The organism is Paraburkholderia sp. EB58 (genome assembly GCF_050436665.1).
GTDB lineage: Bacteria > Pseudomonadota > Gammaproteobacteria > Burkholderiales > Burkholderiaceae > Paraburkholderia.
This window is the reverse complement of the sequence record NZ_JBNDMQ010000012.1, coordinates 211140-229669: the sequence shown is the minus strand read 5'-3', so window position 1 is coordinate 229669 and position 18530 is coordinate 211140. Positions and strand designations below refer to the sequence as shown.

The 18530-nt window shown below is 63.2% G+C and carries 21 protein-coding genes; 11 read left to right on the top strand and 10 right to left on the bottom strand.

Annotated elements, in window-relative coordinates; genetic code table 11:
• Positions 1-129 (top strand): acyl-CoA dehydrogenase C-terminal domain-containing protein (locus P3T40_RS19880; protein ID WP_429269437.1); only part of this gene is annotated, 129 nt, incomplete at its 5' end.
• A gap of 134 nt (positions 130-263) precedes the next feature.
• On the opposite strand, the gene P3T40_RS19875 is transcribed toward P3T40_RS19880, so the two are convergent.
• On the bottom strand, positions 264-1550 hold the full coding sequence (locus P3T40_RS19875; protein ID WP_429269419.1) for a D-amino acid dehydrogenase: 1287 nt from the start codon (positions 1548-1550) through the stop codon (positions 264-266).
• Between the two features lie 169 nt (positions 1551-1719).
• On the opposite strand from P3T40_RS19875, the gene P3T40_RS19870 reads away from it, so the two are divergent.
• Positions 1720-2208 carry an Lrp/AsnC ligand binding domain-containing protein gene (locus P3T40_RS19870; protein WP_429269418.1) on the top strand — a complete coding sequence of 163 codons (489 nt, stop codon included), beginning with the start codon at positions 1720-1722 and terminating at the stop codon, positions 2206-2208.
• Between the two features lie 124 nt (positions 2209-2332).
• Positions 2333-3472 carry a PA0069 family radical SAM protein gene (locus P3T40_RS19865; protein ID WP_429269417.1) on the top strand — a complete coding sequence of 380 codons (1140 nt, stop codon included), beginning with the start codon at positions 2333-2335 and terminating at the stop codon, positions 3470-3472.
• A 37-nt stretch (positions 3473-3509) separates the two neighbouring features.
• Here the strand turns inward: P3T40_RS19865 and P3T40_RS19860 are convergent, their stop codons facing one another.
• A complete protein-coding gene (locus tag P3T40_RS19860; protein WP_429269416.1) occupies positions 3510-3977 on the bottom strand; it encodes a TM2 domain-containing protein in 468 nt (155 codons plus the stop codon).
• 129 nt (positions 3978-4106) lie between these two features.
• A complete protein-coding gene (locus P3T40_RS19855; RefSeq protein WP_429269436.1) occupies positions 4107-5189 on the bottom strand; it encodes a PQQ-dependent sugar dehydrogenase in 1083 nt (360 codons plus the stop codon).
• 265 nt (positions 5190-5454) lie between these two features.
• Here P3T40_RS19855 and rpsP point away from each other — a divergent pair, with 265 nt between their 5' ends.
• From rpsP to P3T40_RS19825, 6 genes are all read left to right on the top strand, one after another.
• Positions 5455-5709, top strand: a complete 255-nt coding sequence (gene rpsP / locus P3T40_RS19850; RefSeq protein ID WP_429269415.1) for a 30S ribosomal protein S16 — start codon at positions 5455-5457, stop codon at positions 5707-5709.
• Between the two features lie 132 nt (positions 5710-5841).
• Positions 5842-6576 (top strand): ribosome maturation factor RimM, encoded by a 735-nt coding sequence (gene rimM / locus P3T40_RS19845; RefSeq protein WP_429269414.1) that lies wholly within the window; start codon positions 5842-5844, stop codon positions 6574-6576.
• A 25-nt stretch (positions 6577-6601) separates the two neighbouring features.
• Positions 6602-7369: a tRNA (guanosine(37)-N1)-methyltransferase TrmD gene (gene trmD, locus P3T40_RS19840; protein ID WP_429269413.1), complete on the top strand. Its 768-nt coding sequence runs from the start codon at positions 6602-6604 to the stop codon at positions 7367-7369.
• A gap of 143 nt (positions 7370-7512) precedes the next feature.
• Positions 7513-7893 carry a 50S ribosomal protein L19 gene (gene rplS, locus P3T40_RS19835; protein ID WP_074263789.1) on the top strand — a complete coding sequence of 127 codons (381 nt, stop codon included), beginning with the start codon at positions 7513-7515 and terminating at the stop codon, positions 7891-7893.
• Between the two features lie 99 nt (positions 7894-7992).
• Complete coding sequence (locus P3T40_RS19830; RefSeq protein ID WP_429269412.1) at positions 7993-8673, top strand: CoA pyrophosphatase; 681 nt, start codon at positions 7993-7995, stop codon at positions 8671-8673.
• A 127-nt stretch (positions 8674-8800) separates the two neighbouring features.
• Positions 8801-9739, top strand: a complete 939-nt coding sequence (locus P3T40_RS19825) for a CobD/CbiB family protein (RefSeq protein WP_429269411.1) — start codon at positions 8801-8803, stop codon at positions 9737-9739.
• 122 nt (positions 9740-9861) lie between these two features.
• Here P3T40_RS19825 and P3T40_RS19820 read toward each other — a convergent pair whose 3' ends face one another.
• The 3 genes from P3T40_RS19820 to P3T40_RS19810 form a co-directional block, all read right to left on the bottom strand.
• Complete coding sequence (locus P3T40_RS19820) at positions 9862-10182, bottom strand: putative signal transducing protein (protein WP_429269435.1); 321 nt, start codon at positions 10180-10182, stop codon at positions 9862-9864.
• Positions 10183-10280: 98 nt separating this feature from the next.
• Positions 10281-11216, bottom strand: a complete 936-nt coding sequence (rsgA, locus tag P3T40_RS19815; protein WP_429269410.1) for a ribosome small subunit-dependent GTPase A — start codon at positions 11214-11216, stop codon at positions 10281-10283.
• On the bottom strand, positions 11213-12472 hold the full coding sequence (locus P3T40_RS19810) for a M48 family metallopeptidase (RefSeq protein ID WP_429269409.1): 1260 nt from the start codon (positions 12470-12472) through the stop codon (positions 11213-11215). Before P3T40_RS19810 ends, rsgA begins: the two co-directional genes overlap by 4 nt.
• A 140-nt stretch (positions 12473-12612) precedes the next feature.
• Here P3T40_RS19810 and orn point away from each other — a divergent pair, with 140 nt between their 5' ends.
• Entirely contained in the window at positions 12613-13221 is a 609-nt protein-coding gene (orn, locus tag P3T40_RS19805) for an oligoribonuclease (RefSeq protein WP_429269408.1), read from the top strand.
• Positions 13222-13367: 146 nt separating this feature from the next.
• Here the strand turns inward: orn and mog are convergent, their stop codons facing one another.
• Together mog and yjgA are read right to left on the bottom strand one after the other, a co-directional pair.
• A complete protein-coding gene (gene mog, locus P3T40_RS19800) occupies positions 13368-13994 on the bottom strand; it encodes a molybdopterin adenylyltransferase (protein WP_429269407.1) in 627 nt (208 codons plus the stop codon).
• A complete protein-coding gene (gene yjgA / locus P3T40_RS19795) occupies positions 13975-14586 on the bottom strand; it encodes a ribosome biogenesis factor YjgA (RefSeq protein WP_429269434.1) in 612 nt (203 codons plus the stop codon). The genes mog and yjgA overlap by 20 nt, the downstream gene beginning before the upstream one ends.
• Positions 14587-14781: 195 nt before the next feature.
• On the opposite strand from yjgA, the gene pmbA reads away from it, so the two are divergent.
• A complete protein-coding gene (gene pmbA, locus P3T40_RS19790) occupies positions 14782-16152 on the top strand; it encodes a metalloprotease PmbA (RefSeq protein ID WP_429269406.1) in 1371 nt (456 codons plus the stop codon).
• A gap of 130 nt (positions 16153-16282) precedes the next feature.
• On the opposite strand, the gene P3T40_RS19785 is transcribed toward pmbA, so the two are convergent.
• Both P3T40_RS19785 and P3T40_RS19780 read right to left on the bottom strand, forming a co-directional pair.
• Complete coding sequence (locus P3T40_RS19785; RefSeq protein ID WP_429269405.1) at positions 16283-16810, bottom strand: dihydrofolate reductase; 528 nt, start codon at positions 16808-16810, stop codon at positions 16283-16285.
• Between the two features lie 98 nt (positions 16811-16908).
• Positions 16909-18528 (bottom strand): sigma 54-interacting transcriptional regulator, encoded by a 1620-nt coding sequence (locus tag P3T40_RS19780; RefSeq protein ID WP_429269433.1) that lies wholly within the window; start codon positions 18526-18528, stop codon positions 16909-16911.
• Positions 18529-18530: the final 2 nt, after the last annotated feature.

The following is an 18530-nucleotide window of genomic DNA, read 5'->3' as shown; positions in this document are numbered from 1 at the left end:
GGCGCGAAGATCGCGACTGCGCAGTTCTACGCGGAGCACGTTCTGCCGCAGGCGTCGGCGCTGGAAGCGTCGATTGTCAGCGCGAAGGGCGATGAGGGTGTGCTGGCGTTGTCGGAAGATCAGTTCTGACGTTGCACTCTGATTGACGCATTGCGTCGTCAATCGATCAGATCATGCAAAAGAGAACGGCACCCGCAGAGGTGCCGTCTTTTCGTCTGGCCGGCATGACATCAACGCCTTGGGCCAGGACCGCCCGAAATTAATCAGGCGTACGCAGGACGCGTCGTACCAACGGTTTCGCCCAGATAGCGATGCACCGACAGATCGTCCGACTGGATGGCAGGCTGCTTGCCCGAGATCAGGTCGGCGAGCAGTTGCCCCGAACCGCAGGACATCGTCCAGCCGAGCGTGCCATGGCCGGTGTTGAGGAACAGGTTCGACACGGGCGTGCGGCCGACGATCGGTGTGCCGTCCGGCGTCATCGGGCGCAGGCCGGTCCAGAAGCTGGCCTTGGCCGTGTCGCCACCGCCGGGGAACAGATCGTTCACGCACATTTCGAGCGTTTCGCGGCGCGCCTGGAGCAGCGACTTGTCGAAGCCGACAATTTCCGCCATGCCGCCGACGCGGATGCGGTCATCGAAACGCGTGATCGCAATCTTGTAGGTTTCATCGAGCACGGTCGACACCGGCGCGGCGGCCGCATTGACGATAGGTGCCGTGATCGAATAGCCCTTCAACGGGTAGACCGGAATCTTGACGATATCCGACAGGAACTTCGTCGAATACGAACCCAGTGCCACGACGAACGCGTCGGCGCGGACCAGTTCATTACCGCATTTCACGCCGGAGATCCGGCCGCCCGCCATGCCAAGCGCGTCGATTGGCGTGTTGTAGCGGAACGTTACGCCCAGTTCCTCAGCCATTGCGGCGAGCCGCGTGGTGAAGAGCTGGCAATCGCCGGTTTCGTCGCCCGGCAGACGCAGGCCGCCGGTCAGCTTGTGCGCGGTCGCGGCGAGCGCCGGCTCGGCGCGCGCCAGTTCGGCCGATGTCAGCAACTCATACGGTACGTTAGCGTCTTTCAGCACGGCGATGTCTTTCGCCGCGCCATCGAATTGCTGTTGCGTGCGGAACAGTTGCAGCGTGCCGCCCGTGCGGCCTTCGTATTGAATGCCGGTATCGGCGCGCAGCGCTTGCAGGCAGTCGCGGCTGTATTCGGCGAGACGCACCATGCGGCCCTTGTTCACGGCGTAGCGCGCGGACGTGCAGTTCTGCAGCATCTGCCACATCCACTGCAGCTGGAATTGCGTGCCGTCAAGCCGGATGGCAAGCGGCGCGTGTTTCTGGAACATCCATTTGACGGCCTTCAGCGGCACGCCTGGTGCTGCCCACGGCGACGCGTAGCCCGGTGAAATCTGGCCAGCGTTGGCAAAGCTCGTTTCGAGCGCTGGACCGGCTTCGCGGTCGATCACAGTCACCTCGTGACCCGCGCGCGCAAGATAATAAGCGCTCGTCACCCCGACGACACCACTACCCAAAATAACGACTCGCATAGCTGCTCCAGAAGGTTCTTTGGGGCTTGCGCGTCCGTGGATGGCACAACTCGCTCTCAAATAGTTCGATTAACGAGGTGATACGCTTTCAGCCCAGTGTTATCCGCTATACTATTGACTGTCAGGTAGGTTTTGTTATTGTATTTTTCTGATTTTCAGTAAAAAGACCATGCGAACTCAGCGTCATCCGATACGTGCGCTAGACAAGCTCGATCACAAGATCCTCAAGCTGCTGCAACAGGACGGCCGGATGGCGATGAAAGACCTCGCGGAGCAGGTCGGGCTGTCGGTTACGCCGTGTATCGAACGGGTCAAGCGCATGGAGCGCGACGGCGTCATTACCGGCTATCACGCCCGCGTGAACCCGGCCGAGCTGGGTGCGGCGCTGCTGGTGTTCGTCGAGATTACGCTCGACCACAAGAGCGGCAACATGTTCGACCAGTTTCGCCGCGAAGTGCAGAAGATTCCCGAGGTGCTGGAGTGCCATCTGGTCTCGGGCGACTTCGACTACCTGATCAAGGCGCGCATCGGCGAGATGGCCGATTACCGGAAGCTGCTTGGCGACATCCTGCTGCAACTGCCGGGCGCGGTGCAGTCGAAGAGCTACGTGGTGATGGAAGAAATCAAGGAAACCTTGACGATTGCGGTCGGCGAGTAAGCCGCCGCAGGCAGCGCAAGACAGGGCTCGACAAACGGCTCAAACACTGTATATTTATACAGTATTGTTTGAGCTTTTTTCGTTTCCGCTCTCGTTTCGTTGTTCGCTTGCGCTGGACTTCACTGTGACCGATTCCGTCCCCGAATATCCGATCGCTCCACCAGCGCCACGCAAGGGGCGTGGTGCCGTGACCAACCTGCAGGGCCGCTATGAAGTCGACCAGCGTGAAACGGTCGACGACGGCTGGATGGTGCACGAGGAAGAAGAGGGAGAGGGCGGACCGCCCGCACTGCGCACGCAGGTCTTCGACGAGCGGGCGAAAACCATTCTGACCCGCAACGCGTCGCCGGACATTCCCTTCAGCGTGTCGCTCAACCCGTATCGAGGGTGCGAGCATGGTTGCATCTACTGCTTCGCGCGGCCCACGCATAGTTATCTGGGCTTGTCGCCGGGGCTCGATTTCGAGAGCCGCATCTATGCCAAGGTCAATGCACCGGAACTGCTGGAGCGCGAGATATCGAAGAAGTCGTACGTGCCCGAGCCGATCGCGTTGGGTGTCAATACCGACGCCTGGCAGCCCGTCGAGCGCGAGTTGCGCCTCACACGGCGGGTGATTGAAGTGCTGAGCGCGCGCGGCCATCCGTTCGCGGCTATTACGAAATCGTCGCTGATCGAGCGCGATCTGGATCTGCTGGCGCCTATGGCGGCGCGCGGGCAATTCATGGCGGCCATCACTATTACCACCCTGGATGCAGACATCGCCCGCACGCTCGAACCGCGCGCGGCCACGCCGGCGCGCCGGCTGCGCACGATCCGCACGCTGAGCGAAGCCGGCATTCCGGTTGGGGTGAGCATTGCGCCGGTGATTCCGTTCGTCACCGAGCCGGACATGGAGCGGGTCCTGGAGGCGTGTGCCGAAGCCGGGGCAAGCATTGCCAGCTATATCGTGCTGCGCTTGCCGTGGGAAGTTGCGCCGCTCTTCAAGGACTGGCTCGCGGCGCATTTTCCGGATCGCGCGGAGCGGGTAATGAGCCGCGTGCGCGACATGCGCGGCGGCAAGGATTATGACGCCAACTTCGCGACCCGCATGAAGGGCGAGGGCTTGTGGGCCGATCTGCTCAAGCAGCGGTTTCATCAGGCGGCGCGCCGACTCGGGCTGAACGAGCGCCGCCACGGTATTCTGGATATGTCGCACTTTGTGCGCGCGGGCCCGGCCGCGCCGTTAGCCCCGGCGCGTGACGATCCGCAAATGAATCTGTTCTAGACGGCGGAGCCCGCAGTACAACGATGGCGCCGGTCTGCTATTGAGACAGCGTCTTGGCCGCCTGGACCTGCGACTCGAAATAGGTCTGGAACGACACGGCAAGGCCTGTCATGAGCAGCATCGCGCCGATGAACAGCGAAAAGATCACCACGAAAATCACAGCCCAGCCGGAGCGGCTGCGTTGCTGGGCCTGCGGGTTGAATTGCGCGTCCCATTTCTCATCGGGACGCAGGCCGTAGACGATCGCCACAAGGAATGCGGCGAACAGCGAGATGGCGCCTGGAACCGCTAGTACCCAACCGAGCGCCGAGGTCCGCTCGCTGGCGACCAGCAGCAGAACGCCTGGAATGCCGGCCAGGGTGCAGATGAGATGGATCCAGCCGTACACGTCACGCTGGCCATATAGATAGAAGCGGTGCGCGCCGAGGCTGCCGAAGAAGAAGGCGAGCGCGGCGGTCATCGTCTTGGACCTGAAGCGTGGGGAATTCGAAACGCGGGTGGACATGTGGGCGAGAGTTCAGTGACAGGCGGTCGCAAGGACCGGCGCGCAACGGTGCGCGGACCGACGCGCATTCTACGCCCCGGCGTGGGGCGAAGGTCATGCCGCACCCTGATGGACAGCATTCGTCGGTTGTCAGGGCGCCATGTACGTCACGCGATAAATCGCGCCCGCATAGTCGTCGCTGATCAGCAAAGAACCGTCGGGCATCGGCAGAACGTCGTCCGGGCGGCCCCAGACGCTTTCATCGGGCATCAGCCAGCCTTGGACGAAGGCCTCCTGATGGATGCCGCTGCCGTCCGGATCGGTCACGACGCGCATGACCCGGTAGCCGACTTTCTTGCTGCGGTTCCAGGAGCCGTGCTCAGCGATAAAGATGTTGTTGCGATACGCAGCGGGGAACATCGAGCCGGTATAAAACCGCATGCCAAGCGACGCGACGTGGGCGCCAAGTTTAAGCGCGGGCGGCGTGAAGGCGCTGCAGGGGTGGTCCTTGCCGTACTCGGGGTCGGGCGTGTCGCCGCCGTGACAGTACGGATAGCCGAAATCCATGCCGGCTTGCGGAGCGCGGTTGAGTTTGTCGTCCGGGACGTCGTCGCCCATCATGTCGCGGCCGTTGTCGGTGAACCAAAGTTCGTGGGTGACCGGATGCCAGGCGAAGCCCACCGTATTGCGTATGCCGCGTTCGACGGTCTCATAATGGCTTCCGTCCGGATCCATCCGCCCGATCATGGCGTAGCGATCGCGGTCCGGAAGGCAGATATTGCAGGGCGCGCCTTGTGGCGCATAGAGCTTGCCGTCCGGGCCAAAAGCGATGAATTTCCAGCCGTGATGGCGATCGGTGGGCAGCTTGCCGTTGATGACAACCGGTTTGGGCGGGTCATTTAAATGGGTGTCGATCGCATCGAAACGCAGGATCTCCGACACCGCCGACACGTAGAGCGCCCCGTCGCGCCATGCCACGCCGGCCGGCATCTCCAGTCCGGACGCAATCACGTACCGCGCAACGACGTGCGCGTCACGCAATTCGAGCGCATAGACGTGGCCGTCGAGGCTGCCGGCGTACAACACGCCGTTCGGCGAAAGCGCCATCTCGCGCGCACTCGGAACCTCATCGGAGAGCACTTCGATATGGAAACCCGGCGGCAGCTTGAGCCGCTCGATGGGCAGGGCGGCAAGCGCCGGGCCGGTGAGGACCAACAGCAGGGCGGCTGCCAGATAGCGGCCGGCGCGCGTCGCGCCCGCTTGTGTGGCAAGCTGGAGCCGGGCGAAAAGCGCAACGGACAGCGCGGCGATGAGGGCAGGTTTCACGGGCTCTCCATCCGGTTATTCGGGCGATCTGACGGGCCCTGGCCGGCTGGACTGTATGACCAGCGCAACCGCGAATGTCAGTTTATCCCGGTAAGTGTTTGTTATGGCTTCAGTTTCCCGCTATAATCGCGTGTTTCAGTGGTTCCGAACCCCGGTTTTCAAGGATTCTAGTATGGTCATCATCCGCTTGGCTCGTGGCGGCTCCAAGAAGCGCCCGTTCTACAACATCGTCGCAACCGATTCGCGTAACCGTCGTGACGGCCGCTTCATCGAACGCGTTGGCTTCTACAACCCGATCGCTACGAAGGGTGAGTCGCTGCGTATCGCTCAAGACCGCCTGACGTATTGGCAAGGCGTTGGCGCACAACTGTCGCCGACGGTCGAGCGTCTCGTGAAGGTAGCGCAAAAGGCGCAGCCGGCTGCTTAATGGTAGCTAGCATGTGCATCGCTGGCGGCTCGCGCAGCTTGCGCGAGGTGTCGGATGCGCGATTTTTGCTGCGTGTTTTGCTAAAACAGCAAACGTCGAAGGTAGCAGCGAGCTTCGCCTTGAGGTGTTTTCATGTCTGAGCGTGATTCGGGAAGTTCAGGTCGCGCCAAGGCGGGTCCGGGTGCTCGGGCGTCAAGTCAAGCATCGGGTCAGGCACCGTTCGGCGCATTCGTCCGCAAGCCGGTCGAACGCGCCCAGGGCAAAGCTAAGTCCGATGCCGTAGTTGATTCGAGCGCTGCAGCCATGCGCGCCGAAACGGCCGAAAGCTGGCCGGACGACGCTGTCGAAGTGGGCGCGATCGTCGATGCCTACGGCCTCAAGGGCTGGGTCAAGGTAGCCGCGCATGCGGATGCCGGGCGAGGTGGCGACGCGTTGTTGAGCGCGAAACGCTGGTGGCTGATGAAAGGTCACGAGCGCACTTCGGCGCCGGCGTTGCAGGCAAAGATTCACAGCGACAGCATTGTGGCCCATCTGGGCAGCACGGCTGACCGCGACGAGGCGCTCGCACTGCGTGGCACTCGCGTGTACATCTGTCGCAGCGATTTCCCGGCACTGGAAGCTGACGAATTTTACTGGGTCGACCTGCTCGGCCTGGATGTCGTGAACCTGACCGGGGTCGCCCTCGGCAAGGTGGCCGACATGATCGACAACGGTGCGCATTCGGTGTTGCGCATCGAATACCCAGCTACCGATAAAGACGGTAAGCCGGTGACTGGCGAGCGCTTGATCCCGTTCGTTGGTGTCTATGTCAAAACGGTGGACCAGAAGGCGAAGCAGATCACCGTCGACTGGGAAGCCGACTATTAAACGAGCTCGATGACTGGAGAGAGCGATGCAGTTCGATGTCGTCACGCTCTTTCCTGAGATGTTTCGTGCGCTGACCGACTGGGGCATTACCAGTCGCGCGGCGAAGCAGGAGCGCTATGGTTTGCGTACGTGGAATCCGCGCGATTTCACAACCGACAACTATCGCACTATCGACGATCGCCCATATGGCGGTGGCCCAGGCATGGTGATGCTGGGCCGGCCGCTGGAAGACGCGATCGGCGCGGCGAAAGCCGCGCAGGCAGAGCAGGGCATTACCGGTTCGCGCGTCTTGATGATGTCCCCGCAAGGGGCGACGCTCAATCACGAGCGGGTGATGGGATTTGCCGCGGAACCTGGCCTGATCGTGTTGTGCGGCCGCTATGAAGCGATCGACCAGCGCCTGATCGACCGGTGTGTCGACGAAGAAGTGAGCCTCGGCGACTTCGTGCTGTCGGGCGGCGAATTGCCGGCGATGGCCTTGATGGACGCTGTGGTGCGTCAGTTGCCTGGCGTGCTGAACGACTCGCAATCGGCAGTGCAGGATAGTTTTGTCGACGTGCTGCTGGATTGTCCGCATTACACGCGTCCCGAGGAATACGAGGGCGTGCGTGTGCCCGATGTGCTGCTTGGCGGCCATCATGCGGAGATCGAGTTGTGGCGCCGGCGCGAAGCGTTGCGCAACACGTTCAACAAGCGGCCCGATCTGATCGAAAAGGCCAGAAAGAACAAGATGTTGAGCCGTGTCGATGAGGCATGGCTTGCAAGTCTCGCGAAGGAAGCATCGAAGGCGTAAAGCCCCGGTGTCACTAGCGAATAGGCGGCGCCGCACATGCGTGTACGGTGCCTGATGTGAACCCATCCTCTATCGGGGCCGTAGCCAAGCAGTTTTCTGCGAGGCAGGTACGAACGCCGACAAGATGGCACTAGGAGTCAGTGATGAATCTGATTGCAAAACTCGAGCAGGAAGAAATCGCGCGCGCCCTCGGCGAGAAGACCATCCCCGAATTCGCCCCCGGCGACACGGTGATCGTCAGCGTGAACGTGGTTGAAGGCACGCGTAAGCGTGTTCAGGCTTACGAAGGCGTCGTGATCGCCAAGCGTAACCGTGGTTTGAATTCGTCGTTCATCGTCCGCAAGATTTCGTCGGGCGAAGGCGTCGAGCGTACGTTCCAGACGTACTCGCCGCTGCTGGCAAGCATCGTCGTGAAGCGTCGTGGCGATGTGCGTCGTGCGAAGCTGTACTATCTGCGCGACCGTTCGGGCAAGTCAGCTCGGATCAAGGAAAAGCTGGTCTCGAAAGACCGCGCTGCTTCCTAAGCGTAAGAGCTGTAAGAAAAAGCACCCTTCGCGGGTGCTTTTTTCTTTGTTGGGTCAAAATAGCGGCATGTCCTATACAAGCTCGCTCCGAGAGTCCCGTTGACCCGCCCCGTCTTCGAACCCGAAACCCTGCCTGTCGAATCGACGGGCGACGATCTGCCAGCGATTGCCCCCGCGCGTCTGACGCCCGACGGGTTGCGTGCCCGCTTCGAGCAGCGCCTGTCATGGACGCCGGAGGCGGCGGATGCGCGTTGGAAAGAGTTCGACGACCCGCGGGTTGCGGCGGTACTCGTGCCACTTGTGGTGCGCGACGAAGGTCTCACGGTGCTGCTCACGCAGCGTGCCGATCACCTTAACGATCATGCAGGCCAGGTGAGCTTTCCCGGTGGGCGTCACGAACCGTTCGATGCAAACGCAACGGCCACCGCGCTGCGCGAGGCGCAAGAGGAAGTCGGGCTGGACCCTCAGCGTGTCGAGGTACTCGGTTCGTTGCCCGACTATCTGACGGGCACGGGTTTTCGCGTCACGCCGGTGGTGGGACTCGTGCATCCGCCATTTACCGTCGAGGCCGACTCACTCGAAGTCGCCGAAGTCTTCGAAGTGCCGCTACGCTTTCTGATGGATCCGGCTCATCATGAGGTACGGGTGTTTCGCTGGGAAGGCGGCGAGCGGCGCTTTTTTTCGATGCCTTACCCGCGCGGCGACGCAGCCGGACACTACTTCATCTGGGGCGCAACGGCGGGTATGTTACGCAACTTCTATCGCTTCCTCGCCGCATGACCGGCATGGAGCGGTACGAACGGGCCCGAGTGTCGCGGCTTTGCAACCATCGCTGCGCTCAGTCGCATCCGACCCTGTGCTATCGTTATAAAACAATCGTAAAAACTCGAATGGCACGGCGCACCGCATGACTTTTTTCTCCGTATTGCTGGCTCTGATCATTGAACAGGTACGCGCGCTGTCGCCGAACAATCCGGTGTCTGCGCTGCTTCAATATCATGCGGAGTCGGCGGCGCACGGATTCGATGCCGGTAAGCCCAAGCACGGCCTGCTCGCGTGGCTCGTGGTGGTGGTGCCGTGGACGCTGGCCGTCGCGCTCGTCTACTACGTGCTGTATCACATCAACTTCGTGCTGGCGTTCCTGTGGAACGTCGTGATCGTCTATTTCACGCTCGGCTTCCGCCAGTTCAGCCACTACTTTACGGATATCCACCTCGCGCTCAACAACGACGACGTGCCGCGCGCCCGGGAGATCCTCAATGAATGGACGGGCCTCGATACGGTCGATATGCCGGTCAGCGAGATCGTGCGTCATACGTTGATTCATGCGGTGGTGGCGTCGCACCGCCACGTGTTCGGCGTGTTCTTCTGGTTCCTTGTGCCAGTGGGTCCGGCCGGTGCGGTGCTGTACCGGATCGCCGAGTATCTGGCGCGGACGTGGTCGCGCCCGGCAGATGACCGTACTGTGGCGTTTTCCAGTTTCGCGCAGCGGGCGTTTTTTGTAATCGACTGGGTGCCGGCACGGTTGACCTCGCTGGGCTTTGCGATCGTCGGCAATTTCGAGGACGCCATTTATGCATGGCGCAATCATGCGCGCCAGTGGCCCGACACCAACGATGGCGTGTTGCTCGCGGCAGGTAGCGGCGCCTTGGGCGCCCGCCTGAGTGGACCGCTCGCGGAGCCGTCGAGTCTCGATGCGCTGGCGACGGGTGACGGCGGCCCGATGCAGGTCGGCGACGACTGTACGCCGCGTACGCTGCAATCGGCGGTGGGCCTGGTGTGGCGCGCCGTGATCCTGTGGATGATTCTGCTGCTGATGCTGACGATTGCCGTATGGCTCGCGTGAGGCAGATGTCAGCCAAGCGACGACGTCGCCTGCGTAGCGATACCCCTAAAGCAACACTCCGATCGAGGCCGGCTATCCCGGCCTCGATGCTTTTCGGCCACGTGGTGAGGCGGCTGCTACCGTTACCCGTCGAGCGGATTACGCGCCGTTCCGCATTGCCAGCACACAGTGAATTGCGCCTCCAGCGTCTCGCCGCACTGAGCGCAACGCCATGACGGCGAGCCCGCGCTCGGACCGTGCGCCGCCACGTCGATGAGCTTGCGCGCTATCACTTCGTCGCGTTCGTCGACGAGCCACAGTTCCGGCGCGCACTGATCCGCGGGAATCTCACCCAGCGCGCCGTTCAGGTAGCGGTTGTGCAGCTCACATTGAATTCCCGCCGTCGCCAGCACATTGATCCAATGCTGTCCGATCAGCAGATTCGGCGCGCGCATCAGTTTCATCATGAGGGGAGATCCGTGGCGAGTGAGTACGGCTGGTTAGGGATTGCCAATGTGTCGCTTGGGGCGCTCTGAACGACCGCTCGGGCACCGCGCTGCGTTCACCGTACGATCTGACTCGCCTCGTGCACGAGCTGCGCATAGAGCGCGTGCCGTGCCGGTGCGATCCGTCCGTCGGCGACCGCTTCGAGAATTGCACACCCCGGTTCCTGCAGATGATGGCAGTTGTAGAAGCGGCAATTGGGCAACAGAGGTCTGAACTCAGGAAAGGCACGTTCGAGCTTGCCCTCGGTCAGGTGATGAAGCCCGAACTCCTGGAACCCCGGCGAGTCGATCAGCGCACCGCCATCCGGCAGCGGGTAGAGCCGCGTGAAGGTGGTCGTATGGCGACCGCTGTTCAAAGCGGTGGAGATCTCGCGCGTCGCTACCTCGGCGTTGGGCACCACGAGGTTGACCAGCGTCGACTTGCCCATCCCCGACTGGCCGAGCAGCAGCGTCGCATGACCGTGCAGATGCTCGTCGAGCGCGGCGCGCGCCGCCTCGGGCTGGGTCTTGATCGACAGTTCGACAACCGTATAGCCAAGCGCCTGATAGCGCGCGAGCCGGGCACGTGCGCCGGGCAACTCGGCGGTGACGTCGGTCTTGTTCAACACGATCAGCGGCTTGAGCTCGTTCGCCTCGGCGGCCACCAAAGCGCGGCCGAGCAGGTCCTCGCTGAAGTGCGGCTCGGTGGCGAGCACGATCAGCAACTGATCGAGGTTCGCCGCGAAGAGCTTCGATTTGTACTGGTCGGAGCGATAGAGCAGGTTGCGCCGTTCGCCGATCTCCACAATCACGCCCTGATCGGCCGAAGTGGGTTCATAAATCACGCGATCGCCGACCGCCACTTCGCTGCGCTTGCCGCGCGGGAAACACTGCAGCATGGCGCTGCCGTCTTCCGGCGCGACCAGGTAGTGCCGCCCATGGGCCGCTATCACGAGGCCGCCCACGCGCGTTGCGGACGGTGCGCGCGGTGCCTTCGGGGAGCGGGCGCTCATGCGTGCCGCATCAGGCGGTCGATCCGCTGCGACGCCGGTGGGTGCGAATAATAGAACGCGGTATAGAGCGGGTCAGGCGTGAGGGTGGACGCGTTGTCCTCGTACAGCTTGACGAGCGCGTTGACGAGATCCTGCGCGTCTGTCTGGGTGGCGGCAAACGCATCGGCTTCGAATTCGTGCTTGCGCGAACTGAGGCTGCTGAGCGGCGTGACGAAGAACAGGAACACCGGCAGCGCGAGGAAGAACAGCACCAGCGCGAGCCCGCTATTGCCGCCTAGCAGCGATGGCCGCACGCCAAGCCCTTCGTAGAACCACACGCACTGCATGAGCCAGCCGAGCAGCGCCAGCATCGCGAGGCTGACGGCGAAAATCACGATCATCCGCTTGATCACATGACGGCGCTTGAAGTGGCCGAGCTCATGCGCGAGCACCGCTTCGATCTCGCTGCCCGACAGACGCGCGAGCAGCGTGTCGAAAAACACAATGCGCTTGGCGGCGCCGAAGCCCGTGAAGTAGGCATTGCCATGTGCCGAGCGGCGGCTGCCGTCCATCACGAACAGGCCCTTGGCGGCGAAGCCGCAGCGTTTCATCAGCGCTTCGATACGGCTCTTCAGGGCCTCATCCTTGAGCGGCTCGAACTTGTTGAAAAGCGGTGCGATAAACGACGGATACAGCACGAGCACCAGCAACTGGAACACGACCCAGACCACCCACGTCCACAGCCACCACAGGCTGCCGGCCTGATTCATCAGCCACAGCACGACGAACAGCAGCGGCAGGCCGAAGGCCGCGCCGAGCAGCACGCCCTTGATGCGGTCGGCGAAGAAGATGCCCTTGCCCATCCGGTTGAAGCCGAAGCGCTCTTCGATGCCGAACTGGCGGTAGTAGTCGAACGGCAGGTCGATCACGCTGGTGATCGCGATAACGGCGGCAATTAGCGCGATCTGGCCGACGTAGCCCCGCCCAAGCCAGTCGGAGATGACCAGATCGAGCGCCTGCACACCGCCCAGCAGCGTGAGCCCGATCAGCACGGCCGCGCTGACGACAATCTCGATCATCGTGAGGCGTGTGCGTTCGACCGTGTAGTCGGCGGCGCGCTGGTGCGCGGTAAGCGCGATCGTGGCCGCGAACTGACCCGGCACCTGCTCGCGGTGCGCCGCGACGAAGCGGATTTGCCGCGACGCGAGCCAGAGCTTGGTGCAGACCATCGCCACAACGGCGATCGCGAACAGAACGGTGAAGTACAGGGTTGGCATCCGGGGATCCGTGGTAACTATGCGAGAATTATATGTTTCTTCCCGCCGGCTGGCGGGGCCACGCTAAAACGAACTGTTTCAACAACCAAAAACGCGCGTCGCACAGGGCGCGTGGCCGCTCTCCACCAAGGTTGCCCTTCATGACTGACATCCTCGAATCCACCGACCAGCCCTCGCTCGTGCGCAGCGACATGAACCTGATCTGGCTGGACATGGAAATGACCGGGCTCGAGCCCGATACCGACCGCATCATCGAGATCGCCGTGGTCGTGACCAATTCCACGCTCGACAAGCTGGTCGAAGGGCCGGTGCTCGCCATCCATCAGAGCGACGAGACGCTCGCCAAGATGGACCAGTGGAACCAGAACACCCACGGCCGTTCCGGACTGATCGACCGGGTGCGCGCCTCGACCGTCAGCGAAGCGGACGCCACCGAGCAGATCCGCGAATTCCTCGGCCAGTTCGTCCCGCCGGGTAAGTCACCGATGTGCGGCAACTCGATCTGCCAGGACCGCCGCTTCATGGCGCGCTGGATGCCGGATCTGGAGCGCTTCTTCCATTACCGCAATCTCGACGTTAGCACGTTGAAGGAATTGTGCCGCCGCTGGCAGCCCGCAATCTACAAGGGTTTCCAGAAGCGCGCCATGCATACGGCGCTGGCCGACATCCACGAGTCGATCGACGAACTCAAGTACTACCGTGAGCATTTTCTGATCCCGGCTGCGGGCGCGCCGGTGGACGAGGCGTAAAGGCTGCCGCGTGACAAAGTCGTGAGCCGCTGGGGCGGCACCCAGCTTGCCCCGCCTTTGCGAAACTCCGGCCGCGCCGGGGCAGGCAGCACTAGCAACACGCGGGAGCCCGCCCGGCAAAGCTGGCCGCGCCAACCCTCGGAATCTCAGTCCTGGCGCGGCGCGCGAATCGCGTTTTTCGGCCGGAACGCTTTCACGATTTCAGCGTTCGTTTCCACGTACGGGCCGCCGATCAGATCCACGCAGTAAGGCACCGCGGCAAAAATACCCGGCACCTTCACCGCACCCGCCTCGTCGCGCAAGCCCTCCAGCGTTTCCCGGATCGATTTGGGCTGCCCCGGCAGATTCACGATCAGCGCGGCGTGGTCAGCGGTTTCGCGGATCACCGCCACCTGGCGCGACAAAATCGCCGTCGGGACGAAATTCAGGCTGATTTGCCGCATCTGCTCGCCGAAACCCGGCATTTCCTTAGTTCCAACCGCCAGCGTGGCCCCCGGTGTCACATCGCGCCGTGACGGCCCAGTGCCGCCGGTAGTCAGCACCAGATCGCAGCCCACCTCGTCAACCAGTTCGGTGAGCGTGGCGGAGATCGTCGGCGCGTCGTCCTGAATCAGCCGGGTGACGGCCTGCCAGGGCGAGCTCAACGCCTCGCCCAGCCATTTCTGCAGCGCTGGAATGCCCTTGTCTTCGTAGACGCCCGTGCTGGCGCGGTCGCTGATCGACACCAGCCCGATCAGGATTTCGTCGGGGTGGCTACGCGTGATCTTCGTCATCGTCGTCTTCCGGGGCGTTGTCTTCGCCGTCCTCAGCCGCTGACGGGCCATCCGCGTGCTTGATCCACTGGAACAGCTCGCGGAAATAGCGCGGCGGCTTGCTCTGCTGCGCTTCCTTGCGGGCGTTGCGGATCAGCGTGCGGCCTTCCTGCGGGTCGGCGGCCGGGTGCTGGCGGATGAATTCGGTCAGCGCGGCGTCGTCGGCGAGCAGCTTCTCGCGGGTGCGCTCGATCCAGTGCATGCGCGCCGTTTCGGCCTTGTTGACGCCGTTGTAAGAGTCCAGCGCGGTGCGCAGCGCGGCGGTTTCGTCTTCGTGCAGCGAGCGCATTACGCGGCCCACGTACTGGACTTGGCGGCGCTTGCCCTCATGGTCGGTGATGCGGCGTGCTTCGCGCACCGCGTCATCGAGCTTTTCGGGCATCGGCATGCGCTTTAAGGCATCTTTCGGCAGCGCGATCAGCGCCTCGCCCAACTCCTGCAGCGCGTGCATTTCGCGCTTGAGCTGGGATTTGCTGGGACGGTCGTACCCGTTTTCGTCGACGACGTTGTCGGCGGCGGGTTCCATCGGTTGAATGCGGGTTTTGCGTGTCATACCGATATTGTAACGTGCCGTGCCCATGAATCCTGCCGCCCAGCCGTCCCGCCATCCTGTCGTCCGGCGTAGCGAATGCCAGGTGCGTCCGCGCGGACCTTGCTATGATCGCGGGATAGGTAGCGACGTACTTGAGAACACACCGGAGGGCCGCTTGCGGCCCCGACCAGGACGCAACGAAGGACGGCAACGAATATGGCAGCAGACATGGACGTCAGACAGCGCTTTTTCCCGCATACCCAGGATGAGCTGAAGGAAATCGCCTCGGACATTCTGCGTCACGCAAAGTCGCTCGGCGGCACCGACGCGGCGACTGAAATCTCCGAAGGCGACGGCCTGTCCGTCTCCGTGCGGCGTGGCGAGGTCGAGACGATTGAACACAATCGTGACAAGATGGTCGGCGTGACGGTTTTTATCGGCAACAAGCGCGGTAATGCGAGCACCTCGGACTTTTCGTCGCAGGCGTTGAAGGATACGGTTGCGGCCGCCTACAACATCGCGCGCTTCACGGCGGAAGACGATTGCGCAGGCCTCGCCGAGGCCGAGCTGCTCGAAACCGCGCCGCGTGACCTCGATTTGTATCATCCATGGAACCTCACCGCCGACGAAGCGGTTGAGATCGCCCGCCGCGCCGAAGACGCCGCCTTCGCGACCGATCCGCAGATCCGTAACTCGGAAGGTGCAAGCGTCTCCGCGCAGCATTCGCAGTTCGTGCTGGCCACCTCGCGCGGCTTTCTCTCCGGCTATCCGTATTCGCGCCACTATGTGGCGTGCGCGCCGATCGCCGGCAGCGGCCGAAATATGCAGCGCGACGACTGGTACACCTCGCAGCGCAGCGCGGCAGAACTGGCCGACCCGGAAGCCGTCGGCCGTTACGCCGCGCAACGCGCGCTGGCGCGCATCGGCGCGCGCGGTCTCGACACCCGCAAGGTGCCGGTGCTGTTCGAGGCGCCACTGGCGGCAGGCATCCTCGGCGCGTTCGTGCAGGCGGTGAGCGGCGGTGCGTTGTACCGCAAGACCTCGTTCCTCGTCGACAGCCTCGGCAAGCCGGTGTTCGCGCCGCACGTGCAGATAGTCGAAGATCCGCACGTGGCCCGCGCCATGGGCAGCGCCCCGTTCGACGAAGAAGGCGTGCGCACGAAGCAGCGCTCGGTGGTGAAGGACGGCGTCGTCGAAGGCTACTTCCTCTCGACGTATTCGGCCCGCAAGCTCGGCATGAAAACGACCGGCAACGCCGGCGGCTCGCACAACCTGTCGTTGCTCAGCTCAAAGACGCGCCCGGAGGACGACTTCGAGGCGATGCTGAAGAAACTCGGCACGGGTCTCCTGCTGACCGAACTGATGGGGCAGGGCGTCAACTACGTGACGGGCGATTATTCGCGCGGCGCGTCGGGCTTCTGGGTCGAGAACGGCAAGATCCAGTACCCGGTGGAAGAGATCACGGTGGCGAGCACGTTGCAGGAAATGTTCCACCATATCGTCGCGATCGGCGCGGACACGCTCGTGCGCGGCACCAAGCAGACCGGTTCGGTGCTGATCGAGCGGATGACCATCGCTGGGCAGTAAGCCCCGGCAGCCAGCGGCACGGCATCGCGCCCGCACGGCACGCTACAAAGCAAAACGCCACGGAAAGTGCTTTCCGTGGCGTTTTTTTTACCCGCGCCAGACGCTTTACACCCAGCGCCGTGTCCCGCCCTTACGCTGACGCCTCGCGCGCGGCCGCAACGGCGCCCTTGCGCCGGTACGTCACAAATGCATAGTCGAACTCGTTGGGCGCGTGGGCCCGATGCGTCTCGTGGGCGACTTCTTCCCATTCCTGCGGATCGAGCGCGGCAAAGTGAGCGTCGCCTTCGAAGTCGATCGAGATTTCCGTGATGACGAGCTTGTCCGCGTGGCGCAAGCCTTCGGCGTAAAGTTCGGCGCCGCCGATCAGGAAGGCTTCCGGCGCCTGATCCTGGGCCGCAAGCGTGAGCGCTTCGTCGAGGTTGGTGGCGGTGTCGCAGCCGTTAAAGCGGCGCGTGGCATCGCGGGTGACGACAATATTGCGCCGTCCGGGCAACGGCCGGCCGATCGACTCATGGGTCTTGCGGCCCATGATGATGGGGGCGCCCATGGTCGTGCGTTTGAAGAACGCAAGATCCTCGGGCAGGCGCCAGGGTAACTGGTTGTCGCGGCCGATCACGCCGTTGCGGGCGCGAGCGACGATCAGGGTGAGCGTCGTCATCGAGTGAACACGGGAACGTAATCGCTCCGATTCTACCTGAGGCTCAGCCCGGGCCGGCCACATCGGTGTATGCGGGGGCGGGGCGGACAGCCCCGCCGTCACTCGTGCGCCTCGGCACGCTCATTGGGCAAGCCTTCCTCGCCCGGGGCGATCATCTCGCGCAAACCGTACGCAACCATCAAGCGGGACAGCGTCGCCCGCGAGACGCCCAGATCCTGGGCCGCTTCACCCAAACGGTACCGGTGGCGCAGCAGCGCGGCTTCGATCGCGCGCTTCTCGGCGGCCTCACGGGCCTGCGCGAGGCTCATGGTCTGCTGCGCGGTGAAGTGGGCCAGATCGAGGTCCTCGGCGGAAATCAGCTTGTTTTCCGCCATCACGATGGCCCGGCGCACGCGGTTGATCATCTCGCGCACGTTTCCGGGCCAGTTGTAGTTGTACATGGCCTCGATCGCCGACGGCGTGAAGCCGCGGATCTTGCGCGCGCTGTCGGTCTTGAACTTGTGCATGATGTGATGGGCGAGGATTTCGATGTCCTTGCCGCGGGCGCGCAGCGGCGGCTCATCGACGCGCAGCACGCACAGGCGGTGGAACAGGTCGGCGCGGAACCGCCCATCGCGCATCGCGGTTTCGAGGTCCACGTGGGTGGCCGAGATGATGCGCACGTCGATGGGAATCGATTCGCGGCCGCCCAGACGCTCGATCTTGCCCTCTTGCAGGAAGCGCAGCAGGCTCGCCTGGCTTTCGAGCGGCAGGTCGCCGATCTCGTCGAGCAGCAGCGTGCCGCCGTCCGCCTCTTCGACTCGGCCGATCTTGCGCTGGTTGGCGCCGGTGAAGGCGCCGCGTTCGTAGCCGAATAGTTCGGACTGCAGCAGATGGTGCGGAATCGATCCGCAGTTGATGGCGATGAAAGGCGCCTTGCGGCGCCGCGAGCGCTCATGGATCGCCAGCGCGGTGAGTTCCTTGCCGGTGCCCGATTCGCCCGAGATGAACACGCTGGCGTCGGTGTTGGCGACCTTGCGGATGGTGCGAAACAGTTGCTGCATCGCCTCGCACGTGCCGACCATTTCGTCTTCGTCGCTGGGCGCGGCGCTCGCGATGTCGTCGGGATCGCAAAGCGTGACCATGCCGAACGCGTGACTGACGAGGTAGTCGATCGTTGCGTGGGCAACCGGTGTCTTGACGTAGTCGAAACAGTAGTGACGGATCAGGCGGCGCACTTCCGGATCGGTCAGACGCTCGGAGGTGGACAGCGCGATCCAGCCGATCTGCTGCTGACGAAGACCCGCCTCGAGGCCAACCAGGTCGCGCAGGGCAAAGCTTGCCAGATCGACGATCCCCGCGCAGACCACGTCGGGCTTGATGAGGCGGCCCGCCTCATGCGCCGAGCGTGCGACCATGACGTTCCAGCCGCGGCTCTTCAAATGAGCGGTCAGCGTTTCGTCCGGTGTTCGTGCGACATAAAGCAGCGCTCGCCCGGTCTGCGCGTGAGGGCTCTTCTGTGCCTCTTTCGATCCTGCGGACGTGTCCTGCGGCCGTCCCATGGAGGCGTCCTGTGGGCGGTCCACAGGGACTTCCTTCGGGCATATCACGGGCACCTCATGGGGAATGCCGGCGCGGGCTTCCGTTGGTCGTCCTACAGGGACTTCCTGCGGTCGCGCCAAAGAGAGATGCGCGCCTGAGGGCGGTGTAACACTAGTCAGATGGGGTGATTCGCGCACGA